This window comes from Cronobacter sp. JZ38 (assembly GCF_008932145.1).
Lineage (GTDB): Bacteria > Pseudomonadota > Gammaproteobacteria > Enterobacterales > Enterobacteriaceae > Cronobacter > Cronobacter muytjensii.
Window position 1 is genome coordinate 2,268,202 of the sequence record NZ_CP017662.1, and the last position, 14,815, is coordinate 2,283,016.

A 14,815-nucleotide genomic window follows, 5' to 3' on the forward strand; every position below is an offset into this window, starting at 1 on the left:
TAAGCCTCCGAATTACTTTTCAGGTTCAGGCTGGATCAGCGCCAGTTCCTCTGTGCGACGCGCGTTCATATTGATAACGCAGCTTAACGCGTGAGCGGCAAGCCAGGGCGTGCCCGCCGCAGACGCGCTCGCCGCCGTGCAGAAGGCATCCCGCGCGGCGGTCCACTGCTGCTGGCTTACCTGTAACGCCTCGACCATCTGCGTGCGTCTCGCCTCGTCGCCCTGCGGCCAGCGGGTGTAATCGAAATTCTGCAACGCCGTAATTTTAGCGCTGAACGCTTGCCTGAGCTGATTATCCGAGGCCAGGCCGGCGGCTTCGAGACAGTCGGCGCTATGTTCACCCGCCTGTTTAAGACAGGCGTCCGTCGCCGCGCTGCGGGTGATGTCGTCCGCCTGCGCACAGAGCGGGCTTAATGCCAGCGCCAGCAGCACGGTTTTCAGCAGAGTTTTCACGGGCGTGAATTCCTTATCGGAAGAGAAGAGTGACGCGATGATGACGTCACCGGGCGGCGTGTCGATGCAGGATTTTCCCATGCCTGCCGGGAAAATGCCATGCGAAACGCCTGAGGGCTTCAATGCAGTTGAAACGGGCAAGTGTGCAGTTTGCATTTACTGCGATAAATGCATTTTGTAACGCTTCGCTGATGGTTGCCGGCACAGTGGGTATTACTCTTAACGATGGTTTGCCAGAATCGCGCGTTATAAAGGGTGGTGCGGTACAACGTAAGCTGAACGGGTTTATTATTGACGGCAATGGCCTCACCGTTGATTGATAATTTATCCCCTGGCGACAAATAATAAGTGGCTTTATACCATAAAATAAGTTTAATTGAATGTTGCGAAGAAATTAATGAAAATACAGAATTAGTATCGGTGCTTACGACTGAATCAACAACCCGCCAGGTCATCCTACCCTCCATTATGGTTTTATCGACTACAACGGCGTGTGCATCCCTTCACTGATGCGTACCAGGTAATTGTAGCGGCAGAATGGTAAAGTTCTTGCCGGAAATATCCACTTATGGAAGCAACGGTAAAGAAAGTTTATTTTTGCTTATGAGTTGTTGCGCGTTCTGAAGCGTTTTTCGTTACGCCCTGAACTATATAGTCCCCATTATTGTGTTCTGCAATAATCACATGCCAGTTATTAAGTAAAAACTTAATCCAAAAGGAGAACGATTTTTCTTAAATAGTGAAGTGAAACGGTATTGCCGCAACAATCCGCAAGACTGAATAAAAACTGATCATTATGAGCGGGCAGGGGATGCTAAAGAAAATTTAACTTAAGTATTGATATTAAGTGCATAAAAAAACACCGACCCGGCGAACCGGGCCGGTGTTATGCATAAAAAACCGTTTTACCAGGCGTAGGTGACGGTGGCGGTGACTGTCCGGCCCACGCCATAGAAGCACGCGGTATCCGACGCGCAGGCGGAGACATATTTCTTATCCGCGAGGTTGTTGACGTTCATTTGCAGCGCGGCGCCTTTCAACTGGCCATTGAGTTCGCCGAGGTCGTAGCGGAGCATGGCGTCATAAAGATCGACCGACGGTACTTTGAAAGTGTTTTTCGCATCGCCATAGCTGGTACCGATGTAACGCACGCCCGCGCCGGCGGTGAGCCCTCTTAACGCGCCGCCGGGCAGCGTATAGCTGGCGAAGGCTGAGGCCATATGCGCCGGAATACGCGCAGGGGTTTTGCCTTCGGTGCCCGCCACGGTAGTACTGACGTTTTCGGCATCGGTATAGGTATAGGAAGCGATCAGGTTCAGGTGCTGTGCAAGCGTGGCGTGCAGTTCGGTTTCGACGCCTTTTGACTCCACTTCGCCCGCATTTTCGAAATAGCCCTGCGTGCTGTTGTACGTCGCCACGTTGGTCTGTTTCAAATCGTACAGCGCAAGCGACATCAGCACGCTGTCGGTCGGCTGATATTTCAGGCCCACTTCCGTCTGCTTGCCCTCCATCGGTTTAAATGGCGCGGTGCCGGCAGCGCGGTTGGTTTGCAGATTCGGCTCAAACGAGGTGCTGTAACTGAGGTAAGGCGACAGGCCGAAGTCAAAGGCGTAGAGCAGGCCGGTGCGCCAGGTGAATTTATTGTCGTTCTGCTGCGTCGAGGTGTTGTCCAGCAGATCGGCGGTGCGCACCTCTGAAACGTCATAGCGGCCCGAAAGCAACAGTTCCCAGCGGTTCCAGCTCAGTTGATCCTGGAGATAGAGGCCCATCTGGTCGAGATCCTGCTGTTCGTTAGTGGTCGGCGTCAACGCGCTGTCGCTGATGTCGATGCCATAGACAGGGCGGGTCCAGTCCAGGTTGTAGCGGGCGCCGCTGTCGCGCGCGAGGCGCTGGTGGTCGCGGCTCTGCTTATAGTCGAACCCGGTCAACAGCGTATGGCTGATATCGGCGGTATCAAACCGGGCTTCCAGCTGGTTATCCAGACCGAACTCTTTTGTGTCGCGCTGTTCATGCTGCGGACGGCGCTGTAACACGGTCGAACTGGCGGCGCTGTTCACATAGACCAGATAGCGATACTCCTGGGTAATATGACTGTAGCGGGCATTCTGGCGCAGGGTGACGGCGTCGTTAAGCTGATGCTCCAGCTCGTAACCCACGGAGGTTTGCTCGCGGCGCGAGGTGTCGTAATCCGGATCGCTGACGTTGAAATCGCGCGCAATGGTGCGCCCGTCAGGCGTTGGTTTTGCGGTACCGTAAGCGGGCAGGAAATTGCGATAGCCCGCATCGGGATCTTTCTGGTAGCTCGTCAGCAGCGTGAAGCGCGTCTGATCGTTGGCGTACCAGGTGAGGGCGGGCGCGATTGCCACGCGGGACTCTTTATAATCTTCCACCTCGTTGCGCTGTGCGCGGCCCAGGCCGTTGAGGCGCCACAGCACACGGCCGTCGCCATCCAGCGCGCCGCCCACGTCAAACGCGCCCTCCGCCAGCCGGTGATTGCCGGTGCGCAATTGCACCTGTTGCGCCGCCTCGCGGGATGGCCGCTTGCTGGTCATGCTGATAAGCCCGCCGGGGTTGACCTGACCGAACAGCACCGATGCCGGGCCGCGCACCAGTTCAACCCGTTCCAGCAGCCACGGGTCGACCACGCCGGTTTGTGATCCCGCGGTCGCGCCGAAGCTCAGACCATCCAGAAATTTCGGTACATAGCTGAAGCCGCGCACAAACACTTCATCGTTGCGGTTGGATCCGCCGCGATATTCGGTAAACGCGCCGGCGCTGTAGCGCAACGCCTGCGACACCGAGGTGACATCCAGCGCCGTCATCTGATCGCGCGTCACCACCGAGACCGACTGCGGCGTGCGAATAAGATCCGCGCTGGTTTTGGTGGCGGAGAGGGTTTTCGTGGCGACCATACCTTTCAGCGGGGCGTGCGGATCTTCCGCCACGCCGTTCGTCACCACCATTGTCTCTTCACTTGGCGTGGCCGCCTGCGCGCCGCTACTGCCGACGGCAGCGAGACTGAGGATGCCGGGGATTATTATCTTATTATTTTTTAAGACCATTTCTGTCGTTTTCCTTGTCTTCATCATTAACCTGCGCGGCGGCGCAACGGCGAACCGCGCGTAAATCACACGCCTGCAAACGGCTCGATGATATTGAAAATCATTACCATTTGCATTAAGTTGTTAACAAATTTTAAGGAGAGTCGAGTGAAGCGGATTGCGATAGTGATTGGCCTGCTGATGGGCGTCAGCACACTGCCGGGCGAGGCGACTTCATGCCTGAAGGGAACGGCGAGCGGGGAACTGAGCGGCACGTTTGACCGCCGCGGGCGCGTTTGTATTACCCAGCCGGTGATGAAGGAAAACTATGTCGCCGCGACGCTTTCCGGCGCACAGCGCGCACAACTCACGGACGCGCGCCAGCAGAGCCTGCGCACCCTGGTCGCGCGCGGCCCTGCGGATGGCGCGCATTCGCTGCTGTTTGCGCTGCCGGCGCAGCAGGCATCGACGCTTATCCTTGAGGGCGAGGCGGGGACGCCGTGGTCGCTGCGCTGGCAGGCGCATGAGACCGTGCCGCTCGATCGCGAACAGCCGCTCGCACCGGTCAGCCCGACGCTGCAACAGCTGGCGCGCCACCTCGCGGCAGGCGGCGACACCGCGGCGTTCTGGCGCGAGATCGCCGCGCGCGGCACGCCGCTGGTGGAACCGGTCGACAATGACCACCGGCGAGTCACGTTTTTATGGCGCGGCGCGCGCCGTAACGTGTTTATTCTCGGCTCCCCCGGCGGCGATCACGATCCGCTGTTCCGGCTTGGTCAGTCAGATGTCTGGTTTCGCAGCTATGTGGTGCCTGCTGACACGCTGATGCAGTATAAGCTTGCGCCGGACGTGCCGAAGACCAATGGCGGGGCGCGCGAACAACGCCGCGCTATTCTCGCAACCGCTCAGGCGGATCCGCTTAACCCGCGGCAGTTTCTCCCAGGCCAGGATGACCGCTGGAACCGCGCGTCGCTGCTGGCGCTCGGCAGCGGGCGTCAGTGTGGCGTACCGGCGGATCTCAACGGCGTGCGGCACGGCACGCTGACACGCCATACGTTTGACAGCGCGCGGCTCGGCAACCGGCGTGATATCCAGCTCTATCGACCGGCAAAGGCGGCGCGCTGGACGCTGATGGTCTTTGACGGCAATACGTATCAGGAGGACTACCGGCTGGCGTCGGTGGTCGACCGCCTGATTGCCGACCACCGCCTGCCGCCGGTGAATGTGGTATTTATCGACAGCCTTGACTTCGCGCGGCGCAGCCACGAGCTGCCGCCCAACCGCGATTTCGCCGACATGATGGCGCTGGAGCTGCTTCCCTGGCTGCGGGCGCGCGGTATTGAACCTCAAGGGCGGCGCACTATCGTCACCGGCTCCAGCTACGGCGGGCTGGCGGCGTCGTGGGTGGCGCTGCGCCATCCGGCAGCGTTCGGTAATGTGCTAAGCCTGTCAGGATCGTACTGGTGGGCGCCGAAAGGGCAGCCCGCGAGCTGGCTGACGCGCGAATATCAACGTGCGCCGCGTCTGCCGGTGCGTTTCTGGCTACAGGCCGGGAGGTTTGAAACGCAGGGGCCGGATGGCGGTATTTACCGCAATACTGTGGAATTTGCGCAGACGCTGAAAGAGAAGGGCTACGCGGTGAGTTTTCATCCGTGGTCGAGCGGACATGACTATGCCGCGTGGTGCGAAGCGATGATGCAGGGCGTGTTGGATCTCACTCAGGCTCGCCGCGTACACGGCGAGTCAGAGTAATTACAGCGCGCTCAGCTGCTGGTAAAGCGGGCCCGCGTTTTTATCGAGCTGCGGAAACAGGCTTTGTGACAAGAGATCAGGCACGGCGTGGTTTGAGGCCAGCGCGATGAACGCCTCTGGCTGGCTGACGCTGTAACTGAAACTTGAAAAGGTGGTGGCCGCTTTGATTTCGACATCCGCCAGTTGAGGCGCGTTGCCGCCGTCGATGCGCCAGACATACAGCAGCTCGACATCCCGAATGCTCACTTCGCTCATTACGCGGGCGACATCATCGCGGTGGGCGGAGCGCCAGCGCGCCGTGGTATTCTGCGCGACCAGCTGATTGCTGTGGACACGAAATTGATCGGTCAGCCCGGCAAGCTCGGGTGCCGGCAGTTTGCAGGCGTAGAGCACGACATCGCGCCCGCCGGCGTCTTCAAAGGTGCGCCATGCGCCGTTCACGCAGTCGGTGCGCGCCTCAAAGGTTTCGCCGATGGAGTGCTCCCCGGCGCTGAGCGCTTTAACCTGGTCGATGCTGTCCGCATCGCACCCCTGCAACAAAAAAACTGCCCCGACCAGCGCCAGAATGCCAGACCGTTTCATCTCACTCTCCCTTTTCCTGCAAGCGCGATAACACGCACTCTCGCTTCCAGGTGTGATGGTTGGCGGGTGTGGCGTGAAGATACGCCAGCCGCAGCGACTGCTTTCATGCATATCTGTTATCGGCCGCGTTTCGCATCGCTTTAATTTTATTACTAAAGTGGGGATATCTCGCCGCGCCACTTATCCAGGCATGGCGAGCGTGGGCTACACTTGAAGTCAATGCGTCACCTGGGGAGCCGATATGCCTTCAATTCAGCTACATCTGAAAGACCGCCCGGAAGTGGATTTTACCGCCACCTATAGCGTCAGTGAACCGGATACTGTCACCGGGGAGACGATAAAAACGTTTGAGATAGATAAAGCGCAGCAGATAAATGAATTTTCCACGCTGGCTGGAGGGGAGATTATCTGTTTTGTTCTGCCAAGCGGCGAGGCACAGGACGTCATGTTAACCGACGAGACGGAGAGTGTCTGGATATTCAGCAGCCACACGGCGTAATACCGGGCGGCAAACACAAAAAAGGAGAACGAGGGGGCGTTCTCCTTTTTATTTATTAGCCGGGATTATTTTAAGGGAAATACCTGATGATGATTACGCGCCCCGTCAGAGCGGAGCGCTTATCACGCGCAATCAGGAGCGACCGCCGCCGTGGCTGTTTTCCCCGCCTTTGCGCCCCGCTTCGGAGGCGCGCTCACGGTCATTTTTAAAATTCCCCCCGCTCTGCTGGCCGCCTTTCTGACCAGCCTCAGAAGCGCGTTGCGGGTCATTTTTAAAATTACCGCTGCTGTGCTGACCGCCTTTCTGGCCTGCTTCGGAAGCGCGTTGACGATCTTCTGCGAAATTACCTGAACCACCACGATGCTGAGTCATAATATCTCCTCATGTTGTTGGTCTTACTTAATTCAGCAATGCATCACTGCTGTCGAAAAGGTATTAATAACTGTAGATAAGGTATTTAACAGGCGCAAGTTAAATGCGCATAAAAATAAAAATCCTCCAGGAAGATACTGTTTTACGGCTGAATTTTGCAGGGTGTTTCAGGGTTGCTTTTTAATTTTCGCGCTTCGTTTGTTACTTATGGAATATTCAGGCGCAACGGGTGCAGGAATATTAAACTCTTTATAAAAGCTGCAAAGGTAATTCATATTTTGCAGGCGCTTGTTATATTTTGTCGCATTTACTGGCGCCTGCGGCAATCCGGCAGATTGCCTGATAAGGGGCGCGCGGCGTAGCGTGTGGAATGACGGGAGCAAGCTAACGTAACGCGAGAGGTGCGAGCAGAACAGGCGGTGCGGCGATGCGACGCAAAAAAATGGCTCCTCCCTGAACCAATGGTCTCCCTGGTGATGGCAAAGATAACCTTAGTGAAGGGCTAAGGTATGAGATAAGCGTAGTCGGGAAATATCCGTTTACAACACCCTTTTTTAATTCTGTGATTGTTCAGCGTCATGTTGGGATGGAATGCCGGGAAGTGTATATTAATACACATATTAGACGGTAGCTGTGGTTAATAATAAACCGCAGAAATCAGGTGGTTATTTATCGATGCGCTGGGTTCAGGCATGGATATATTTCCGGCGCTTCAGATTTTATGCGCCGGAAATATAATCTATATCCACTGCGCGATATAGTCAGGCTCCACGGGGCGCGAGAAGTAATAGCCCTGCGCTTCATCGCAACCGAACTCCAGCAGCAGGCGCGCGGTTTCGGCATCTTCCACGCCTTCGGCCAGTACGACGTAGTCAAGTTCTTTCAGCATCTGGATAACGTTGCGCACGATAATCTGGCTGGCGCGATCCTCGGCAATACGGCTGGTCAGTGAGCGGTCAAGCTTAATGATATCGATAGGAATGCGGCGCAAATAGTTGATATTGCTGTAACCGGCGCCGAAATCATCCAGCAGGATCTTAAAACCGCGCAGCTTAAGCATCTCCATCTCGCTGAGCGCCGTTTCGCTCTCCAGCGCTTTTTCGGTCTCAAGACATTCAATACGAATATCGTTCGGCGACAGCCCTGCGCGCAACACGCGCGCTTCCAGCGCATCGGCAAAGCCGCTGCGTGAGAGGTCGCTGACGCTGATATTGACCGACACCGGCAGGACGATGCCCTGACGATGCCACTTTTGTAGCTGTGACAGCGCTGCGCCAATGACCCACTGGGTAATTTCATCCATCAGCGTCGTGTTTTGCGCCAGCGGGATAAACACGCCCGGCGGAATGTCGCCGCGCGTAGGGTGACGCCAGCGCAGCAGCGCTTCGACGCCTACCGCTTTACTGGTGCTGAGTTTGATTTTCGGCTGGTACATCAGATACAGCCCGCGATTTTTCGCGATGCTTTCGCTGAGGTCATGCAGCAACTGGAAATCGACATTACGTTTTTCATCGCGCTCGGGGTCGAACACCATATGGCGTTTGTTAAGCCAGATAGCCTCGTGCAGCGCGCTAATGGCGCGCCGTAGCGCCTCGTTAGGCGTGGTTTTCTCCGGCTGCCAGCCCACCTCGCCCGCAAAGATATTCAGCCGGATGTTGATCCCCTGCAACATCCGCGCGTTTACCAGCGGCAGCGTCGCGGCGTTGCGGCGAATGGCTTTTTGATTGCGTGTTTTTAACAGCAGGGCGTAGCGGCCAGTCGCCACGTTATAAAGCACGGTGTCGGTTTTCAGCCGCAGTTTCATGCGCAGCAGAGGGCCGAGATCGTTAAGCAACGTTTCCAGCGCTGGCATGCCGAGCGAGCGCGCCAGTTCATAGGCGGTGGGCATGTCGATGCAGTCGAAAATCATCAGAGAGTAGCGTTCGGTGCTGCCGCTCGCGCTGAGTCGCTCCATATCGGCCAGGAGTTTCTGGCGGTTGGGCAGGCGCGTCACCGGATCCAGAAAGCCGACGGCGTTTAACGTCTCAAGCCAGGCGCCAGTCAGCCCGGCGATAAGCGTCAGCGTCTGCGCGCGCTCATCGTCAAACGGGCGCGGCGAGGTATCTGTCAGGCCGATGGTGCCGGTGAGGCTGCCATCGCGCGTGCGCAGCGGGGCGCAGGCGTAAAACCGCACCTGCGGCGCGCCAGCGGCGAGCGGATGCGCCCGCGCGCGTTCATCAAGCGTGGTGTCGCTGCACCAGACCGGCTGACCAGGCGCGCAAAGCGGCTGCGTTAATACCGCGGCGTCGACCTGTAACGGCTCAGGGTGTGCGAGGTGTACCGGAAGGCCCCCTTTATCCACCACGGCAATAAAGCAGCCGGGCACGCCGAGCGCCAGGCTGGCGAGCCTGGCGAATTGCAGCAGTACCGGGTCCTGATGCCCGTGATCTCCCCGGAGCATGTCCAGGGCGGCCATGCGTCTGGCGTCTTTTCTGTCGATGTGGCTAAACATAGGGTGCTACCTTCAAGCACGGCTTCTTTTCAGGCGCAGGCGCCTCAGGGCTTTTAGAGTCAACGCAGGCGTTGGGCTATCTGATTCATCGGCAAGGTGACAGAGAGCTTTAACAATAAGCGTTTTTTTATTCTGTTAAGGCCGTGCGCAGGAGAAAGCGGAGCGCGTGCTGATCCAGGCGCCCCGTATTGTCACCACACAGGTTTTCTCAGAAGTAACGGCGCGCCGGCCATTTCATACATGCAAAACACCACCAGGCGACAATGTTCAGGCCTGGCATGGTCAGCAGTAGCGCCATTGACCAGCCGAAACCTGCCCGCCGGGCGATTTTGTAAGAAGGGATAAAAATCAGCAGCCAGAGCGTAAAGGCCAGCGCAAGCGTAGGTATTCCAGGTAGCATCAACGTTCCCCCGTCCATTTTCAGAGGGTTATCGGCAGGCGAGGGGAAAGGTTGAGAATTTTCTTAAAACGGGTCAGCGAATGGCAAGCACCGTGAGCGGCGCGCGCAGCATAGTGAATATCTGAAACTGGCTGGCGTCCGAGACGTCGCGCAGCACATCACCGTTGCGATAAATCAGGCTTTTGATATGCCCGAGCTGGCGCCAGACCACAATGGCGGAGGCGATGAGCGAACAGTTCTGCTCCGTCTGGATACACTCCAGCGTGGCATATTGGGTTTCATCCAGCTGATTAATAAACACTTGTAACGCATCCGCAGGAATGATGGCTTTGATGTCATCCAGCATAACGTCGCTGACAGCGTGGGAAAGACGTAACGTGACGCGCGTGGTTCTCATTGCGTTGTAACGGCCTCAGTTTGTCACTTTTTCGATATGCCGACGTTAACACATTGCGCGCGGATTTGATTCATCCGCGTAAACGGTGAGGATTCAGTAAGGCAGATCAAATTTTGCTGTGCGGCAGGGAGAATTGATACTTGATCTGCGTCATAAAAAATCGCATATTGCGACCGCACTCTCAGTATGGACACCCGCATTCATGACGCTTTACCAACATATGCTCGTTTTCTACGCCGTCATGGCGGCGATCGCGGCGCTGATCACTTTCTTCATCGCTAAAGACAAAACCAGTATTAAGCTTTTGAGCGCGACGCTGGTTGGCGCAACATGGCCGATGAGTTTCCCCGTCGCGCTGCTGGTGGCGCTGTTTTAAACCGCAACTAACACGCTTTGGCTTGAAATTCCTGCGCAATGTACCACCATAAAGGCCAGTTGAATGACCGGAGCGTAGCGATGCTGCCTGAAAACTATTCCTCCCGCAGCGATGCGGAAAAACGCCTGCTGGCGGTCAACGCCGCGCTGGAAGTTATTAAAGCCTCCGTGGCCGCGCCGAACGGCTATGAAGGGCGTGACAAACTCGCCAAAGATATCGAATATACCCGCCACCATCTGGCTGAACTGGCAGACGCCATTCAGGCTGCGCTGGAAAACCGTTAACGACAGCGTAACGTGGGGTTACCCGACTTAATCATCAGGAGACGCGATGGAGGCCATTAAGGGCTCTGAAGTGAACGTGCCGGATGCGGTATTCGCCTGGCTGCTGGATGGGCATGGCGGTGTACAGCCGCTGCAGAATGACTGCGTTATTGATAAAGAGCATCCGTGCTGGCTGCATCTGAACTATACAAACCCGGAAAGCGCCCAGTGGCTCGCCGAAACGCCGCTCTTACCTAATCTGGTACGCGACGCGCTGGCGGGCGAAAGCCTGCGTCCGCGTGTGACCCGCATGGGCGAGGGCACGCTGATTACGCTGCGCTGCATCAACGGCAGCACCGACGAGCGTCCGGATCAGCTGGTGGCGATGCGGCTTTATATCGACGAACGGCTCATCGTCTCCACGCGTCAGCGTAAAGTACTCGCGCTTGACGACATTATTCACGATCTCAACGAGGGCAGCGGCCCGGCGGACGTCGGCGGCTGGCTGGTCGACGCCTGCGACGCGCTGACCGATCACGCCAGCGAGTTTATCGAAGAGCTGCACGATAAAATTATCGACCTTGAAGATAATCTGCTGGAAGAGATTGTACCGCCGCGCGGCGTGCTGGCGCTGCTGCGTAAACAGCTTATTGTGATGCGCCGTTATATGTCGCCGCAGCGTGACGTTTTCTCGCGCCTTGCCAGCGAGCGCTTTAGCTGGATGAATGACGATCATCGTCGACGCATGCAGGATATCGCCGACCGGCTGGGCCGCGGGCTTGACGAAATCGACGCCTGTATCGCGCGCACGGCGGTGATGGCCGATGAGATCTCCCAGACTATGCAGGAGTCGCTCTCTCGTCGCAGCTATACGATGTCGCTAATGGCCATGGTCTTTTTACCCAGCACTTTTCTCACCGGCCTGTTCGGCGTCAACCTTGGCGGCATCCCCGGCGGCGACTGGCATCTGGGCTTCAGTATCTTTTGTATCGCGCTCGTGCTGGTGATCGGTGGTGTTACGTGGTGGTTACATCGAAGTAAATGGTTGTAAAAATTAGCATTTTATCAGCGATGCGTGGGAAAAAGGACAGTGAGTTTGAGCCATATCAAAAAATGGCACAGGGTTTCACGGCATGATGGCTGTCGCAGGTGAATGCAACGTCAAGCGATGGGCGTTGCGCTCCATATTGTCTTACTTCCTTTTTTGAATTACTGCATAGCACAATTGATTCGTACGACGCCGACTTTATTAAGTCGGCTTTTTTTTGCTTTTTTGACGCGCTGGCGGTGTTAAACCCGGGCGTTTTATCGCAGCAGCCGCGCCGCGCTTTTCCCTTCTGCCGCATCTCCTCTACGCTTAACTTATCCGCAACCACAAAAGGAAAAGGCTATGCATTCTCCGTATGTGATTCAAATGAGCGACCCGGTGCCCATCGATCCGGTTCCGGTACCTGATCCGATCCCGACGCCGCAACCCATTCCCGACCCGCCATCGCCGGACCCGCGCCCCATCGACGATCCGCCGCCGCACATGCGTTGAGCGCGCAAAAAAAAGCCCTCCGAAAGGAGGGCTCAGGATTATTTGATTTCCAGCACGTCGAGGCGCTGTATCGGCGGTGCCGCGTCATCTTCCGGCGCCCATCCGACGGGCGTCATCGGGATCTCTTCGCGGTCGAACGCCAGATCGCCGCCGTTCACCACTTCAGCGCCATGATGAATGCCTTTGAAGTCGAACAGTTCGGTGTCGCACAGGTGCGACGGCACCACGTTCTGCATCGCGCTGAACATGGTTTCGATACGGCCTGGATAGCGCTTATCCCAGTCGCGCAGCATGTCGGCTATCACCTGACGCTGCAGGTTCGGCTGCGAGCCGCACAGGTTACACGGGATAATCGGGAAGCCTTTCGCCTGAGAAAAACGCTCAATATCTTTTTCGCGGCAGTAGGCGAGCGGGCGGATAACGATATGTTTGCCGTCGTCGCTCATCAGTTTCGGCGGCATGCCTTTCATCTTGCCGCCGTAAAACATATTCAGGAACAGCGTCTGCAAAATGTCGTCGCGATGATGGCCGAGCGCGATTTTCGTGGCGCCCAGTTCGGTCGCGGTGCGGTAGAGAATGCCGCGACGCAGGCGTGAGCAGAGCGAGCAGGTGGTTTTCCCTTCCGGGATCTTCTCTTTCACGATCCCGTAAGTATTTTCTTCAACGATTTTATATTCCACGCCCAGCGCGGCCAGATATTCCGGCAGGATATGTTCAGGGAAACCCGGCTGTTTCTGGTCAAGGTTCACCGCCACCAGCGAAAAATTGACCGGCGCGCTCTGCTGCAAATTGCGCAGGATTTCAAGCATGGTATAGCTGTCTTTACCGCCGGAGAGGCAGACCATGATTCGGTCGCCTTCTTCAATCATGTTGTAATCAGCGATAGCTTCGCCCACGTTACGGCGCAGACGCTTCTGCAGCTTGTTGAGGTTGTACTGCTCTTTTTTGCTAATTTCTTGGATTTCAGACATTTAAAAGTGGCTCAGTTCTGCGTTGCGGCGCGCTCTGGCGGGTTGCCCGGCGCGCGAATTCACTGTTGGCCAGCCCGCGCGCGGCGTTTTCGCCTTGTGCGCCAGCAGGCCCGAATATTGTATCTGTGCGTGGCGTGTATGGTACGGATTACGGCGACGAATGCCAGCGCGTTTTACGCCGCCGCGCCTGTTTTGAGCCCGTCACATTTTGCTGCCACACTCAAAGTTAACCCAACGCCTGGCGTGAGAGGACGACGGCGAGGGATAACCATAACGGGAGGGGCTATGCGTCTGGCGTCATATAACGTAGAAAACCTGTTCGATCGCGCGCGCGTGATGTCGCAGGGAAGCTGGTCGCAGGGGCGGCCGGTGCTGGAGAAATTCGCGAGGCTTAATGCGCTACTCGGCGAGATTACCTACAGCGAGGCCAGCAAAAAAGAGATGGTGAAACTGCTGGTGGCGCTCGGACTTGAGAAGTCGGACACCGGGCCGTTTGTTATTCTGCGTCGCAACCGCGGCAGTCTGCTAAAGCGTCCACGCGACGGCGGCATTGAGATTATCGCGAGCGGGCGCGCCGACTGGGTCGGGTCGCTGGAGTTGATTGAGTCGCCTGTCGATGAAGTCGCGATGCGCATTACCGCGAGAGTGATGAGCGACCTGCACGCCGATGTGCTGGCCGTGGTGGAGGCTGAAAGCCGCCCGGCGCTGGCGGCGTTCAACCTGGAGATCATTGCAGCGCTCGGCGGCGAGCCGTTTCGCCACGTCATGGTCATCGACGGTAACGACAGTCGGGGTATTGATGTGGGTCTGCTCACCGGCGCAGATTATCCCATCGGCCCGATGCGCAGCCATGTCGACGACCGCGACGCGCGCGGCCAGTTGATTTTCTCTCGCGACTGCCCGGAATACGCGGTGCCGCTGGCGAGCGGCGAGACGCTGTGGGTGATGGTCAACCACCTGAAAAGCAAAGGCTATGGCGGTAAAGCCGAGTCTGACGCGCGGCGTAAAGCGCAGGCGCAGCGGGTGGCGGAAATCTATCAGGCGCGACGCGACGCCGGGGAGCGGTTTATCGCCATCGCGGGCGATTTTAACGACACGCCGGACAGCGATACGCTCTCGCCGCTGCTGCAAGGCACCGATCTGCGCGACGCCTTTACGCACCCGTCTTTCGATACCGGCGGTTTTCCCGGCACCTGGGGCAACAGCGCTAAAAATAACAAGCTCGATTACATCCTCTTGTCGCCCGCGCTCTGGGAGAGCGTCACCGCCGGCGGCGTTATTCGCAAAGGGATGTGGCCTGGCGAGCGCCCGGTCAAATGGGACGTCTACCCGGAGCTTAAAAAACCGCAGCAGGCAGGCTCCGATCACGCCGCCCTGTGGGTGGATCTGAATATTTAAGTCATGCCTCGCTAAAAACGCCGGGCGCGCCAGTCGTTGCCCGGCGTTATTACTGGCTTATGGACTGTGCTTTATAAGAATAAAAGCGTCGAGCGAGAGCGGTAATATTCCAGCCCGCCGGCAGAGGAGTTATATTGCAGTAACCATCTGTAAATAAAGAGAATTAGCGTCCGCGTTTCCGCCCCGATAATAATATCCTTTGCGTGTAATTCCGCATGAGAAATAACGCCGGGCGGTGGGTGAAATTTACCCGTCTGGTTTCCCGCTTCGCTTGCATATA

Annotated in this window: 15 protein-coding genes and 2 pseudogenes; 7 read left to right on the forward strand and 10 right to left on the reverse strand. The window is 57.1% G+C overall.

All coding sequences use genetic code 11. From position 1 onward, the window contains the following. Positions 1 to 12: 12 nt before the first annotated feature. The 3 genes from BJP61_RS10790 to BJP61_RS10800 form a co-directional block, all read right to left on the reverse strand. Positions 13 to 453 carry a lysozyme inhibitor LprI family protein gene (locus tag BJP61_RS10790; RefSeq protein WP_038862808.1) on the reverse strand — a complete coding sequence of 147 codons (441 nt, stop codon included), beginning with the start codon at positions 451 to 453 and terminating at the stop codon, positions 13 to 15. Positions 454 to 572: 119 nt separating this feature from the next. Continuing rightward, positions 573 to 908 (reverse strand): anti-adapter protein IraM, encoded by a 336-nt coding sequence (iraM, locus tag BJP61_RS10795; protein WP_171998306.1) that lies wholly within the window; start codon positions 906 to 908, stop codon positions 573 to 575. 450 nt (positions 909 to 1,358) lie between these two features. Continuing rightward, a complete protein-coding gene (locus tag BJP61_RS10800) occupies positions 1,359 to 3,515 on the reverse strand; it encodes a TonB-dependent siderophore receptor (RefSeq protein WP_171998307.1) in 2,157 nt (718 codons plus the stop codon). A 180-nt stretch (positions 3,516 to 3,695) separates the two neighbouring features. On the opposite strand from BJP61_RS10800, the gene BJP61_RS10805 reads away from it, so the two are divergent. Further along, on the forward strand, positions 3,696 to 5,246 hold the full coding sequence (locus tag BJP61_RS10805) for an alpha/beta hydrolase-fold protein (RefSeq protein ID WP_255485533.1): 1,551 nt from the start codon (positions 3,696 to 3,698) through the stop codon (positions 5,244 to 5,246). On the opposite strand, the gene BJP61_RS10810 is transcribed toward BJP61_RS10805, so the two are convergent. Then, positions 5,247 to 5,828, reverse strand: coding sequence for a hypothetical protein (locus BJP61_RS10810; protein WP_171998309.1), 582 nt, complete (start codon positions 5,826 to 5,828; stop codon positions 5,247 to 5,249). It lies immediately after the preceding gene. A gap of 241 nt (positions 5,829 to 6,069) precedes the next feature. Here BJP61_RS10810 and BJP61_RS10815 point away from each other — a divergent pair, with 241 nt between their 5' ends. Then, a complete protein-coding gene (locus BJP61_RS10815) occupies positions 6,070 to 6,327 on the forward strand; it encodes a hypothetical protein (protein WP_171998310.1) in 258 nt (85 codons plus the stop codon). 132 nt (positions 6,328 to 6,459) lie between these two features. On the opposite strand, the pseudogene BJP61_RS21715 reads toward BJP61_RS10815, so the two are convergent. From BJP61_RS21715 to BJP61_RS10835, 5 genes and pseudogenes are all read right to left on the reverse strand, one after another. After that, a pseudogene (locus BJP61_RS21715) lies at positions 6,460 to 6,511 on the reverse strand (stress-induced protein); the annotation flags it as partial. Positions 6,512 to 6,537: 26 nt separating this feature from the next. After that, positions 6,538 to 6,699, reverse strand: a pseudogene (locus tag BJP61_RS10820) (general stress protein); the annotation flags it as partial. Positions 6,700 to 7,438: 739 nt separating this feature from the next. Continuing rightward, on the reverse strand, positions 7,439 to 9,190 hold the full coding sequence (locus tag BJP61_RS10825) for a GGDEF domain-containing phosphodiesterase (RefSeq protein ID WP_171998311.1): 1,752 nt from the start codon (positions 9,188 to 9,190) through the stop codon (positions 7,439 to 7,441). Between the two features lie 208 nt (positions 9,191 to 9,398). Then, positions 9,399 to 9,590: a hypothetical protein gene (locus BJP61_RS10830; protein ID WP_038862739.1), complete on the reverse strand. Its 192-nt coding sequence runs from the start codon at positions 9,588 to 9,590 to the stop codon at positions 9,399 to 9,401. A 73-nt stretch (positions 9,591 to 9,663) separates the two neighbouring features. Further along, positions 9,664 to 9,987, reverse strand: coding sequence for a hypothetical protein (locus tag BJP61_RS10835; protein WP_038862740.1), 324 nt, complete (start codon positions 9,985 to 9,987; stop codon positions 9,664 to 9,666). 202 nt (positions 9,988 to 10,189) lie between these two features. Between BJP61_RS10835 and BJP61_RS10840 the strand changes: the two genes are divergently transcribed. From BJP61_RS10840 to BJP61_RS10855, 4 genes are all read left to right on the forward strand, one after another. After that, a complete protein-coding gene (locus tag BJP61_RS10840) occupies positions 10,190 to 10,363 on the forward strand; it encodes a GhoT/OrtT family toxin (RefSeq protein WP_014728784.1) in 174 nt (57 codons plus the stop codon). Positions 10,364 to 10,443: 80 nt separating this feature from the next. Next, positions 10,444 to 10,647: a hypothetical protein gene (locus tag BJP61_RS10845; RefSeq protein ID WP_038862741.1), complete on the forward strand. Its 204-nt coding sequence runs from the start codon at positions 10,444 to 10,446 to the stop codon at positions 10,645 to 10,647. A 46-nt stretch (positions 10,648 to 10,693) separates the two neighbouring features. Then, a complete protein-coding gene (gene zntB / locus BJP61_RS10850; RefSeq protein ID WP_075193206.1) occupies positions 10,694 to 11,677 on the forward strand; it encodes a zinc transporter ZntB in 984 nt (327 codons plus the stop codon). Positions 11,678 to 12,016: 339 nt separating this feature from the next. Further along, positions 12,017 to 12,166 (forward strand): hypothetical protein, encoded by a 150-nt coding sequence (locus BJP61_RS10855; RefSeq protein ID WP_155884333.1) that lies wholly within the window; start codon positions 12,017 to 12,019, stop codon positions 12,164 to 12,166. A gap of 38 nt (positions 12,167 to 12,204) precedes the next feature. Here BJP61_RS10855 and ttcA read toward each other — a convergent pair whose 3' ends face one another. Continuing rightward, positions 12,205 to 13,137 carry a tRNA 2-thiocytidine(32) synthetase TtcA gene (ttcA, locus tag BJP61_RS10860; protein WP_171998312.1) on the reverse strand — a complete coding sequence of 311 codons (933 nt, stop codon included), beginning with the start codon at positions 13,135 to 13,137 and terminating at the stop codon, positions 12,205 to 12,207. 285 nt (positions 13,138 to 13,422) lie between these two features. On the opposite strand from ttcA, the gene BJP61_RS10865 reads away from it, so the two are divergent. Next, positions 13,423 to 14,535: an endonuclease/exonuclease/phosphatase family protein gene (locus tag BJP61_RS10865; protein WP_171998313.1), complete on the forward strand. Its 1,113-nt coding sequence runs from the start codon at positions 13,423 to 13,425 to the stop codon at positions 14,533 to 14,535. Positions 14,536 to 14,815: the final 280 nt, after the last annotated feature.

Bases quoted from the DNA above. Each gene is read 5' to 3' on its own strand.
- BJP61_RS10805 (WP_255485533.1), top strand. From the start codon at position 3,696: ATGGGCGTCAGCACACTGCCGGGCGAGGCGACTTCATGCCTGAAGGGA.
- BJP61_RS10840 (WP_014728784.1), top strand. From the start codon at position 10,190: ATGACGCTTTACCAACATATGCTCGTTTTCTACGCCGTCATGGCGGCG.
- BJP61_RS10815 (WP_171998310.1), top strand. From the start codon at position 6,070: ATGCCTTCAATTCAGCTACATCTGAAAGACCGCCCGGAAGTGGATTTT.
- ttcA (WP_171998312.1), bottom strand. From the start codon at position 13,137: ATGTCTGAAATCCAAGAAATTAGCAAAAAAGAGCAGTACAACCTCAAC.
- zntB (WP_075193206.1), top strand. From the start codon at position 10,694: ATGGAGGCCATTAAGGGCTCTGAAGTGAACGTGCCGGATGCGGTATTC.
- BJP61_RS10855 (WP_155884333.1), top strand. From the start codon at position 12,017: ATGCATTCTCCGTATGTGATTCAAATGAGCGACCCGGTGCCCATCGAT.
- BJP61_RS10800 (WP_171998307.1), bottom strand. From the start codon at position 3,515: ATGGTCTTAAAAAATAATAAGATAATAATCCCCGGCATCCTCAGTCTC.
- BJP61_RS10845 (WP_038862741.1), top strand. From the start codon at position 10,444: ATGCTGCCTGAAAACTATTCCTCCCGCAGCGATGCGGAAAAACGCCTG.
- BJP61_RS10810 (WP_171998309.1), bottom strand. From the start codon at position 5,828: ATGAAACGGTCTGGCATTCTGGCGCTGGTCGGGGCAGTTTTTTTGTTG.
- iraM (WP_171998306.1), bottom strand. From the start codon at position 908: ATGACCTGGCGGGTTGTTGATTCAGTCGTAAGCACCGATACTAATTCT.
- BJP61_RS10825 (WP_171998311.1), bottom strand. From the start codon at position 9,190: ATGTTTAGCCACATCGACAGAAAAGACGCCAGACGCATGGCCGCCCTG.
- BJP61_RS10830 (WP_038862739.1), bottom strand. From the start codon at position 9,590: ATGCTACCTGGAATACCTACGCTTGCGCTGGCCTTTACGCTCTGGCTG.
- BJP61_RS10835 (WP_038862740.1), bottom strand. From the start codon at position 9,987: ATGAGAACCACGCGCGTCACGTTACGTCTTTCCCACGCTGTCAGCGAC.
- BJP61_RS10865 (WP_171998313.1), top strand. From the start codon at position 13,423: ATGCGTCTGGCGTCATATAACGTAGAAAACCTGTTCGATCGCGCGCGC.